Here is a 10,436-nt window from a genome sequence, read left to right as displayed (position 1 = left end):
ACCTCACTCGCAGTGACCTTTAGGGATGCTGATGGTATCAGCCATACCGTGACAGTCACCACTGATGCTTCAGGCAATTGGAGCGCCGAAGCAGGGCAAGCCTTAGCTGATGGCAACTACACAGTCAGTGCTAGTATCAGTGATGCAGCAGGTAATAACAGCAGTGCCAGTGACAGTGGTGAAGTCGACACTATAGCGCCAGACATTCGTGTGATCCCTTCATTTTTACTGGGTAATTTGGTTGGCTTGTCTGGGACTTCAGACTTACCAGAAGGAAGTGTGATCACGATCACTGAGCACCTTGTCGGTGGATTAATTGGATTAACATACACTGCCATTACAGATGCGAATGGAGATTGGACTTTAGCGAATATTACTGTACCACTGCTTAATTTAGCTTATGTAACAGCAAGTGGAACAGATGCAGCAGGTAACACTGCAACGGTGAGCACCCTTGATTTTGATAATGTAGCACCTGAACTAACAGTGTCTGTTGCCGCACTTACTAATGACACAACACCAACTATCTCGGGTACAACGGATATGGGTCAAGGAACGGTTATTAATGTGACTGTTCAAGACGCTAATGGAGATTCGCAAAGCTTTACTGCAACTGTGCAAAGCGATCAAACTTGGTCTGTTGATGTACCAGCAGAACTTGCTGATGGCACATTCACAGTAACAGCATCGGTTCGAGACCAGGTGGGTAATTTAACAACTGAACAAACAACAGGTGTACAGGATAGTATAGCACCAACTTTAAGCGTAAATGCTATTGGTGGCACAGCTGAAGCTCGACCAACTATCTCGGGTAGTAGTAATGAGATAGGTGGTTCAGTGGTTGTTGAAATAGCGGGTCAAACTCTGACTACGACGGTTGATACAGATGGCACATGGCAGCTTGTAGTACCTGTCGACATCGTTGATGGTAGTTACACGATTACGGCTAGCATAACGGATGATGCAAACAACACGCAAACTGCAACAGCATCAATAACAGTTGATACAGTTACGCCTGTTGTATTGCTTGACGTATTGGGAATTGGAAACTCAAGTTTGCCAGTTATTTCAGGTACATCAACAGAATCGCCGGGAACTCAAGTATCTGTCACGATTACAGACAGTAATAGTGATACCCAAACACTGACTGCGACAGTGTTGGGAGATGGAACATGGCAAGTTACACCAGCCGCGTTACCTGATGGAAACTATACTGTAACAGCGTCAATAACGGATGTTGCGGGTAATATTGGCAGTGATACTGAATCTGGTTCTATTGATACACTTGCTCCTTCGCTCACTATTAATAGCTTAGGAACGACAAATGATTCTACACCTACAATTAGCGGTACAAGTAATGAACCTGCAGGTAGCATAGTCTCTTTGAGTGTTTCTAACGGTGGGAATATTTATTCATTATCAGCTACAGTGCAAATTGATGGTACTTGGTCAGTTGATGTTGTTACACCACTTGACGATGGTTCAGTTACTATTACTGCAAGCATCACTGATGCTGCAAATAACACGACGACTGCCACAGACAATGCAACATTAGACACTAATGCACCAACAGTATCTATTGGCACGTTGGCAATTACAAATGATACAACCCCCATCATCTCAGGTACCAGTGATGCAGTAGACGGCACACAAGTTACAATAAATGTTGAAGATGCACTTGGAAATACACAAACAATAACTACAACTGTAACGGGTGGTATTTGGAGTGTTGAGCTTGCTACTGTACTCAGTGAAGGACAATACACGGTAGATGCAAGTGTAACTGAAAATGGTTTAACTGGAACAGCATCAAAGGTTGGTGAGATAGATCTCACGGCGCCATCAATCTTGGTTAATGCACCAGCAATTACAAATGATACTACACCAACAATTAGTGGTACCAGTGATGCACCTCAGGGCACCGTTGTCACGTTAGTTGTGTCTGATAGTTTAGGTAATGATGTTACTGCTTCTGCTATTGTTAATGCATCAGGTAATTGGTCTGTGGCATTACCTTCCTCAATAGCTGAAGGAGTATACACGGTTGAAGCCAGTATCTCTGATGCTGCAGGTAATAGCGCAACCACTTCGGTGTCTGGCATTATAGATATCACTGCGCCTGATGTTGTTATAGACACGATTGCTGTTGCAACCGATTTAACACCGCTCGCTTCTGGCAGTGCAACAGGAGCAGTCGCTGGTAATCGAGTGGTTGTCACCTTCGTTGATGCAGCAGGTGTTAGTCATAGTGTTGAAACAACGCTTGATTCAAGCCTTAACTGGCAAGTTGAAGCAACCCAAGCGCTTGCCGAAGGACAGTATACGGTAACCGCTGTTGTGACTGATACAGCTGGGAATGATGTTTCAGTAAGTACAACGTCTGCGGTTGATACTACGGCACCGATTGTGAGCATTGATCAAAGCAGTATAATACTCACAAACGACTCAACCCCTGTTATCAGCGGCACATCTGATGCTGCAAATAGTACAGTAGTAATTGTGTTCACTGCCGCAGGCGGTTTACAACATACAGTTACTACCACAACTGATGCAAGTGGCAATTGGCAAGTTGAAGCAGGTCAAGCGTTAGCTGATGGAGTGTATTCGGTCACTGCAAGCATCACAGATACCGCAGGTAACACAGGAACTGATAGTAAAACGGGCGGAGAAGTTGACACTGTAGCTCCAGAGTTATCAATCACGCCGTCATTCTTATTAGGTAACTTGGTATCGCTTTCTGGTACTTCAGATTTGCCTGAAGGAAGTGTTATTACCATTACAAACTACCTAATTGGAGGTGGTATAGGAGTTCCTTACACAGCCACCGTTGACGCTAATGGTGATTGGCAAGTGCTTAATTTGTCAGTCTCTTTATTAACTCTCGCATATGTTGAGGCCTCTGCGACAGATGCTGCAGGTAATACAACCACTATATCGAGTATTGATTATAGTAATGACCCTAGCTTAGATGCTTTTGATGTTACTAACTATAATCCAGGTATATTAGGTTTACTCTTACCTTTCGCCGAAGGCACTGCTGAGCCGGGAACTGAGGTTTATGCCATTGGCTCTAACTTAATCGGCCTTAATTTACTCAATATTATCGACGCTTCAGTTCTTAGTTCTTCGCCAAGCACCACAACTGATAGCGACGGTGACTGGAGCATAGGGCTTTCTTTTCTTGATTTAGGGAATGAATATTACTTTGCTATTGTTGATACTGAAACTGGTGAGTATATCGTCAAGAACACCTCTAACGATTTAGTCGGTACAGGTGTGATTGAATCAGAGCCTGATAGCGGCATCATATCTCTTGGAGAAGAACCTGTTTTAGCAGGCTTAGAGAACTCTGAAGAGCCACCAGAAAATGAAAGTTCAACTTCAGGCGCTGAGCAGCTCGGTGAAAGTATTGATTTAAGCGTGATATTAGCTAAAGCGGATACAGAACCGACATTGCACTCTAACTCTGCTCCGCTTGAAGTAACAATCGATGATGTTTTAAGTGACTCTGAACAAAGTGAGGTACTGGCATTGAATATCGATAGCGAACAGCAAAGTTTAGCTTTTGATCCTAATGACTCAATAAGTTCACAACCTGCAAGTGATATTCAGAGTGAATCAGAGGACATGATTAAGAAACTAATCGAAGATGGAAATAAATCTGTAGATATTTAATCAATAAAAGAAAAGCGCTGAAATGCGCTTTTCTTACAGTACCTTGCTTAATTGAGTGATATCGTGGATTGGTATTATTCTGCAAACATTAAAAAACGCGATAACTAACTTAGTTATCGCGTTTTTTTAAAAGAATAATATTGGGGTTTAGGCTTTCAAATTGTGGACGATTTTTTTATCGCCTTGAATTACGCTGCCGCCTTGGTCGTAGGTCATCGATGAAGGCGCACCGATTAGAATATCTTTAAGTTGTTTAACACTTAACTGTGCTTGGTGAGCCGCATGGGCGTTTACATCGTTTTTCTTTTTGCAGCTTGCTAGGAGAGTGTTAACTTGCTTAATAAGTGCACTCACGTCATCATCTTGCGATTCGTTGTGCGCGACAAGCTTTTGCACTTCTTTATCTATGGTTTGGATTTGTTGGAGCAAAGAAATTTTTTGTTGGGCAATACTCTTTAATCCTTCGCCACGTTTTGCAGCAATGGCTGTCAATTCATCATCTAACAACGCAGCAATAGACTCCAAGCACGAAACTTGCTGTGTTAGTTTGCTGGCTATTAAATGATTATGATCAGCCATAGACATCAAACTCGAATGCAGCGATGTTCTTTGCTAGCTTTTCAGCATCAATTTGGTATTTACCTTCGCTGATCGCTTTTTTCAGCTCAGCCACTTTATTGCTATCAAAACCAGAAGACTGCTCTGCTTTTTCTTGCAATGATTTAAGCTGCTTTGCCTGAGGTGTTAAACTGACAGAATCTGCACTTGCTTTAGGTGCGGCTGATTTAGCAGCAGCTGCATTAGCATTATCTTTTTGTAAATCAAGCTTTTTTTGCTTGGTATTTGTCAACACAGAAGGCTGTTGTTGACCATTATTGACATTGCTTACCATAATTTTTGACCTATACATTACCCAACTTATGCCTTTATATCGGCGGGCACAGCGGATACTTTAGCATAAATAGTTAAAATTAAATATTTACCTGTACAGACTCGACTCCATCCACACGCGCATTTAATACTTTACCTGATTTTTTATTTTTTACACGTACTAATTCGTCTAACGTGCCATCTTCTAGCGCAATTCCGGTGGTTTTGATCCTTAAGCCCCGTAACGAAGCATAGATAGTTACGTTATCGCCTTTGCAAACCATGCAAACTTGGCTCATAACAATAGGTGTACCACCGCGTAAATTTCGCTTACTGCGACTGCCAATAAGTATAGACTCATCTTGTACGTATTGCGTTCTAACAAATTGCTTAGGTTTCATTTCTAGGCGTAAATGTTCGGCACGAATAACTTCACCTCGAGTAAGACTCGTTGTAACAACAACGACTGGCTCAAGTTCTATAATTCTAACGTGAACGTATTGGGTCCAACTATTTATGTCTTGGCACTTAAGTTGTACTGTGACCTGCCGATTAAAAGGAGGCTCTGTTGGTAACTCTTTGTTTAATGGCGACTCACATAACCTATCAGGAATGCGACTATCCAGAGGCAAAGCGCTTATCTGTGGTGTTGTGTTCAAGTCAGGCATGTGTTCACTCACAAAATCAACAGCGATCTGTTGAAGTTGCTCGTTGTTATAGACTTCTGCTTGTAGTTGTGTTGCAAACAACAGGCTAGAAAGAAAATAAAAAACACTGTATCTTCGGCTTTTTTTTAACAAACTCATATTGTTTCGACTATGCTTATTGTTGAAAACAAGGTATAAATATTTTGCGTCAAAAAACAGACGCTTCGTAACCTTATGTAGCTTTAACACAAAGAAGGCAATTATTGTTCCAGCTCTGATTGTTTATCTTTAGGAGATTGAAATGGCAGGCATTTTAGACTCAGTTAACCAGCGAACTCAGTTGGTTGGGCAAAACCGCCTTGAATTACTATTATTCAAACTCAGAGGGCGTCAGCGCTTTGGTATTAACGTGTTTAAAGTAAGAGAGGTTTTGCAATGCCCGCCACTTACGAACATGCCAAAATCAAATGCCTATATTCGCGGTGTTGCGCATATTCGTGGACAAACTATTTCTGTTATTGACTTATCAATGGCTGTCGGTGGTCCTGCAATTGAAAACATAAAAGACAGCTTTATCATCATTGCTGAATACAACCGTTCAGTACAAGGGTTTTTGGTTGGTGGTGTAGAACGTATCGTAAATATGAACTGGGAAAAAATAATGCCACCACCTTCGGGAGCTGGACGTTATTCTTACCTAACAGCAGTCACAGAAATAGAAAACGAACTGGTTGAGATTTTGGATGTTGAAAAGATCCTAAATGAAATCTGCCCAGTGAACACTGAAGTTAGCGCAGATGTTGTTGGTGAAGGTGAGTTCCAGAAAGATTTAGGTGAAAGAATCGTCTTTATTGCTGATGACTCTGCTGTCGCGAGAAATCAAGTAAAACGAGCGCTTGAGCCACTTGGTGTACAAACTGAGCTTGCTAAAAATGGCAAAGAGGCCTTACTAAGACTAAGAGAAATAGCTCAACTTGATTGCCAGAACGATATTACTGAGCGAGTTGGCTTATTAATTTCAGATGTTGAAATGCCAGAAATGGATGGCTATACCTTAACCGCCGAGATAAAGGCCGATCCAAAATTATCACCTTTGCATGTGATCTTACATACTTCTTTAAGTGGTGTATTCAACCAAGCAATGATTGAGAAAGTGGGAGCTGACGATTTTATTGCTAAATTTAACCCAGATGAACTAGCGACTGCTGTAAAAAAATGGGTTCATTGTGATTAATAGTTTATAGGTGGTATTACTTTGGAAAATAAGCATTTACAACAAAGCGAATACGATCAATTTCGCTCTTTTTTAGAGCAACAATGCGGCATTGTGCTTGGCGATAATAAACTTTATTTAGTTAAAAGCCGTCTCGCTCCACTTATGGCGCGTTTTAATGTCGAGTCTTTATCGCAGTTGGTAAGTAAAACACTGAGTCCTCATGAGAGGCAGCTTCGTGCCGCTGTGGTTGATGCAATGACAACCAATGAAACGCTTTGGTTTCGTGACCAGTATCCGTTTGAGTTATTGAAAACGAAATTATTTCCTGAGCTTAAAGATGTGCGTAGACCATTAAAAATATGGTCAGCGGCAAGTTCATCAGGACAAGAGCCGTATTCAATTGCCATGTCGGTTGCCGAGTTTCAGTCAAAAAACCCAGGTGTATTAAAGATGGGGGCGCAAATAATCGGCACTGATATCTCTAATACCATGCTTGATATGTGCAAAAACGCTGAGTATGACTCGCTAGCGCTTGCGCGTGGTTTGTCGATGGAACGCCGTCAAAAGTTCTTTAAAGACAGCGGCAATGGAATGGCTCAAGTCATTGACCCTATACGTAAAATGGTCAGCTTTAGACACCTTAACTTACTGGATTCATACGCTTTAATGGGCAAGTTTGACATTATATTTTGCCGTAACGTGCTCATTTACTTCTCACCAGAGGTAAAAGCTAAAATTATCTCGCAATTTGCTCAAGCCCTAAACCCTAAAGGTTACCTCTTTTTAGGTGCGTCAGAATCAATGGCGGGCTTAAGTGATAGCTTTGAGATGGTTCGTTGTAATCCAGGCATCATCTACCAGAAAAAGTAAACCTTTCTTAGCAACCTAGCTCTTAGGTTGCTAAATTTATCTATTATTCAATATCTTACGTAAGTAAAATATCCCCTTCATTATTGGCTTAGCTTTTGCATTAATCACTCTAGAGTCAATTTTTTGGAGATGGTTATGGCTATCAGTTTTGATAAAGCATTTGGTGTTCACCCCCATGCAATGTTGATCCGTTCACAACGCGCTGAGTTATTAGCGACCAATATCGCTAATGCTGATACGCCGGGCTATAAAGCGAAAGACATTGATTTTGCCTCGGCATTAAAAGCGGCAAAAAGCAACCAACAAGGCGGCAATAGCATGGTAAGAACCGATGCTAAACATATTGCCGGAGGCAGCCGTTTTGTTGGCGGTGCAGAAATGTTTCGTACGCCAAATCAAGCAGATACAGGCGATGGTAACTCTGTAGATATACAAGTGGAACGAAACTTGTATGTACAGAACTCATTAGAGTATCAGGCAAGCCTGCAATTTATGAGTAGTAAAATTAAAGGCCTTAAAAAAGCCCTCGGTAGTCAAGGAGCTTAATCATGAGTTTATATAATGTTTTTGATATTTCAGGCACGGGTATGAGTGCACAAAATGTGCGCTTAAATACCACAGCGAGTAATATTTCGAATGCAAACACGATTAGCTCTAGCCAAGACCAGACATACCGAGCGCGCCATCCTGTTTTTGCTGCAGAGTTGACCAAAGCGTCAGCATCGCAAAGCAATCCTCAGGGCTCTTCTGTAGGCGTTAAAGTTTTAGGTATTGTAGAGAGCGATAAGCCGCTACAAATTGAATATAACCCGAATCACCCAAGTGCGGATGAAAATGGTTATATCTACAAACCTAACGTTAATGTTGTAGAAGAAATGGCAAATATGATTTCTGCCTCTCGCTCTTACCAAACAAATGTGCAAGTTGCTGATGCAGCTAAGCAAATGTTAAGTAAAACACTGTTGTTAGGACAACGGTAATCGAGGATAAGTTATGAGTAACGACATCAGCTCTGCATCATCATCCTATATGGATAGCTTGCGTTGGAATCAAAGCAATACGCAAACAACTGAGGAAGACAACAACACACTTTCTCAGGAAGATTTCTTTTCGTTGTTAACACAGCAGTTGTCGTTCCAGGATCCGAGTAACCCTGCTGATAACGATCAAATGATCGCGCAGATGACGAACTTTACTATGGCTGAAGGTATTTCAAACTTAAACGAGAAGTTTGACTCACTGACTGCATCAATGACATCAAATTCTGCGTTACAGGCTTCCACTTTGGTTGGTAAGCAAGCGTTATTAGAGTCTGACACCATTGACTTTGACGGTGAAAACCTTGCTAAAGGGTCGGTGGTTGCTGAGACAGCCGTTGAATCTTTAACGCTAAGAATAACAGATTCTTCAGGTCAGTTAGTACGAACCATTGAATTAGGTTCTCAGTCTGCGGGCGCACTGCGTTTTGAGTGGGATGGTAAAGATAACGATGGCAATGTGCTCCCTGAAGGCGAGTATGACATCAGTGCTGAAGGCTTTGTAAATGGAGACTACAGCAGTATGCCTATGGCGACCTTTAAGAATATTGAAAGTGTCAATATTAATGGCGCAAGCGGCATTATCGTAAATACAAAAGAGGGTGCGGTTAGGCTAACTGATATAGCTGAAATCGCATAAGTATAAAAGGTTTGGGTTAGCTTAGGCTAAGAGATAGGTTAGAGGTGAGTTATGAGCTTCAATATTGCATTAACAGGCTTAGCAGCCGCACAAAAAGATTTAGACGTAACAGCAAATAATATTGCTAACGTTAACACTACGGGCTTTAAAGAGTCTCGTGCAGAGTTCGCTGATGTATACGCATCATCAGTATTTAGTTCTGGTAAAACAAAAAATGGTGACGGTGTAAGGACAACAATGGTGGCACAACAATTCCACCAAGGTTCACTCTCTTTCACAAATAACTCACTTGATTTAGCAATTACTGGTGAAGGTTATTTCGCAATGGCGAATGACTTAGGTGCACAAGATTTTACTTACACGCGTGCTGGTGCGTTCAAACTTAATAAAGATAACTTTATTGTGGATGCGAGCGGTAATTACTTACAAGGTTTCCCTGTTGATGAAGCAACCGGTGACACAACCTCTGTAAGCTTAAGTACATCTTCTGCGCTACAAATTCCAGATGCATCAGGTTCACCACGTGCAACCACGAATGTCTATTCGTCATTTAACCTTGATTCACGTGCCTCTGCGCCAACTGTGACACCATTCGATCCAGAAACAAGTGCAACTTATAACAGCTCTACATCGACAACGGTGTATGACTCATTAGGTGAACCGCATATTCTACAGTTCTTCTTTGTGAAAACTGATTCTACAGTGACTGGTAATGAAAATGAGTGGGAAGTATACGCTACATTAGATGAAAAGCCATTTGATGCAACAGGTGTTGAGCAAACCACAACACCTTATACACCATTATCAACTTTTCAGTTTGATGCCAGTGGCTTACCACAAAGTACAGATGGTACAGCGAATACTGATACAACATTTAATCCATTAACGTTACCGAGTGGTTTAGGTGCTGCGACAGGCCTTTCTGATTTACTTTCGAATGGTGCAAGTTTCCCTGATGATGTGACTATTAACTGGCGTGATGAAGCGGCAACAGCAAATAAAGTTCCAACTCAATACGCAAGTAACTTTGAAGTAAAAGCATTAGAGCAAGATGGTGCGACTGTAGGTCGTCTATCAGGAATTGATATCGGTTCTGACGGTAAAATTGTTGCGTCATACAGTAATGGAGATACGTCGTTCCTAGGTCAAGTTGCTATGGTGCGCTTCTCTAATTCACAGGGCTTGCAACAAGTTGGTGATACCTCATGGAAGAAGAGTTTAACGTCAGGTGAGCCGATTGCGGGTGAACCAGGTTCAGGTACTCTAGGTTCAATTAACTCATCAGCGCTTGAGCAATCAAACGTTAACTTAACCAATGAACTTGTTGACTTAATTAGTGCTCAGCGTAACTTCCAAGCAAATTCACGTGCGCTTGAGGTTAACTCAACACTACAACAGAACATCCTACAGATCCGTTAATCTTAACGGTTCTAAGCTTAATCCGACACGAAGGCTGCTTCCTCTATTGGCAGCCTTTTTTC

10 protein-coding genes are annotated in these 10,436 nt (G+C 41.7%); 7 read left to right on the top strand and 3 right to left on the bottom strand.

All coding sequences use genetic code 11. The annotated features are described in order from the left end of the window. A partial coding sequence (locus CWC02_RS15420; RefSeq protein ID WP_138619207.1) for a beta strand repeat-containing protein occupies nt 1-3,675 on the top strand: 3,675 nt, incomplete at its 5' end. A gap of 147 nt (nt 3,676-3,822) precedes the next feature. Here the strand turns inward: CWC02_RS15420 and flgN are convergent. The 3 genes from flgN to flgA all read right to left on the bottom strand — a co-directional run bounded on the left by flgN (nt 3,823) and on the right by flgA (nt 5,351). Then, nucleotides 3,823-4,254, bottom strand: coding sequence for a flagellar protein FlgN (gene flgN / locus CWC02_RS15415; RefSeq protein ID WP_054553315.1), 432 nt, complete (start codon nt 4,252-4,254; stop codon nt 3,823-3,825). Next, nucleotides 4,247-4,567: a flagellar biosynthesis anti-sigma factor FlgM gene (flgM, locus tag CWC02_RS15410; protein WP_054553314.1), complete on the bottom strand. Its 321-nt coding sequence runs from the start codon at nt 4,565-4,567 to the stop codon at nt 4,247-4,249. Before flgM ends, flgN begins: the two co-directional genes overlap by 8 nt. 79 nt (nt 4,568-4,646) lie before the next feature. Next, on the bottom strand, nt 4,647-5,351 hold the full coding sequence (flgA, locus tag CWC02_RS15405) for a flagellar basal body P-ring formation chaperone FlgA (protein ID WP_054553313.1): 705 nt from the start codon (nt 5,349-5,351) through the stop codon (nt 4,647-4,649). 142 nt (nt 5,352-5,493) lie between these two features. On the opposite strand from flgA, the gene CWC02_RS15400 reads away from it, so the two are divergent. The 6 genes from CWC02_RS15400 to flgE all read left to right on the top strand — a co-directional run bounded on the left by CWC02_RS15400 (nt 5,494) and on the right by flgE (nt 10,374). Next, complete coding sequence (locus CWC02_RS15400) at nt 5,494-6,426, top strand: chemotaxis protein (protein ID WP_054553312.1); 933 nt, start codon at nt 5,494-5,496, stop codon at nt 6,424-6,426. Nucleotides 6,427-6,447: 21 nt separating this feature from the next. After that, on the top strand, nt 6,448-7,278 hold the full coding sequence (locus CWC02_RS15395; protein WP_054553311.1) for a CheR family methyltransferase: 831 nt from the start codon (nt 6,448-6,450) through the stop codon (nt 7,276-7,278). A 135-nt stretch (nt 7,279-7,413) separates the two neighbouring features. Continuing rightward, nucleotides 7,414-7,824 (top strand): flagellar basal body rod protein FlgB, encoded by a 411-nt coding sequence (gene flgB / locus CWC02_RS15390; RefSeq protein ID WP_054553310.1) that lies wholly within the window; start codon nt 7,414-7,416, stop codon nt 7,822-7,824. Between the two features lie 2 nt (nt 7,825-7,826). Beyond that, on the top strand, nt 7,827-8,258 hold the full coding sequence (gene flgC / locus CWC02_RS15385) for a flagellar basal body rod protein FlgC (protein ID WP_036970207.1): 432 nt from the start codon (nt 7,827-7,829) through the stop codon (nt 8,256-8,258). Nucleotides 8,259-8,271: 13 nt separating this feature from the next. Beyond that, the gene (locus tag CWC02_RS15380; RefSeq protein ID WP_054553309.1) at nt 8,272-8,955 is read left to right on the top strand and encodes a flagellar hook assembly protein FlgD; all 684 of its coding nucleotides are present in this window, start codon (nt 8,272-8,274) and stop codon (nt 8,953-8,955) included. 51 nt (nt 8,956-9,006) lie between these two features. Beyond that, nucleotides 9,007-10,374 (top strand): flagellar hook protein FlgE, encoded by a 1,368-nt coding sequence (flgE, locus tag CWC02_RS15375; protein WP_054553308.1) that lies wholly within the window; start codon nt 9,007-9,009, stop codon nt 10,372-10,374. Nucleotides 10,375-10,436: the final 62 nt, after the last annotated feature.

Origin of the sequence: Pseudoalteromonas sp. S2721 (assembly GCF_005887425.1) — a bacterium.
Lineage (GTDB): Bacteria > Pseudomonadota > Gammaproteobacteria > Enterobacterales > Alteromonadaceae > Pseudoalteromonas > Pseudoalteromonas simplex.
The sequence above is the reverse complement of the archived record's forward strand: the minus strand, read 5'-3'. Positions and strand labels throughout refer to the sequence as shown.

Bases quoted from the DNA above. Each gene is read 5' to 3' on its own strand.
- flgE (WP_054553308.1), top strand. From the start codon at position 9,007: ATGAGCTTCAATATTGCATTAACAGGCTTAGCAGCCGCACAAAAAGAT.
- flgN (WP_054553315.1), bottom strand. From the start codon at position 4,254: ATGGCTGATCATAATCATTTAATAGCCAGCAAACTAACACAGCAAGTT.
- flgM (WP_054553314.1), bottom strand. From the start codon at position 4,567: ATGGTAAGCAATGTCAATAATGGTCAACAACAGCCTTCTGTGTTGACA.
- flgC (WP_036970207.1), top strand. From the start codon at position 7,827: ATGAGTTTATATAATGTTTTTGATATTTCAGGCACGGGTATGAGTGCA.
- flgA (WP_054553313.1), bottom strand. From the start codon at position 5,351: ATGAGTTTGTTAAAAAAAAGCCGAAGATACAGTGTTTTTTATTTTCTT.
- CWC02_RS15400 (WP_054553312.1), top strand. From the start codon at position 5,494: ATGGCAGGCATTTTAGACTCAGTTAACCAGCGAACTCAGTTGGTTGGG.
- CWC02_RS15380 (WP_054553309.1), top strand. From the start codon at position 8,272: ATGAGTAACGACATCAGCTCTGCATCATCATCCTATATGGATAGCTTG.
- flgB (WP_054553310.1), top strand. From the start codon at position 7,414: ATGGCTATCAGTTTTGATAAAGCATTTGGTGTTCACCCCCATGCAATG.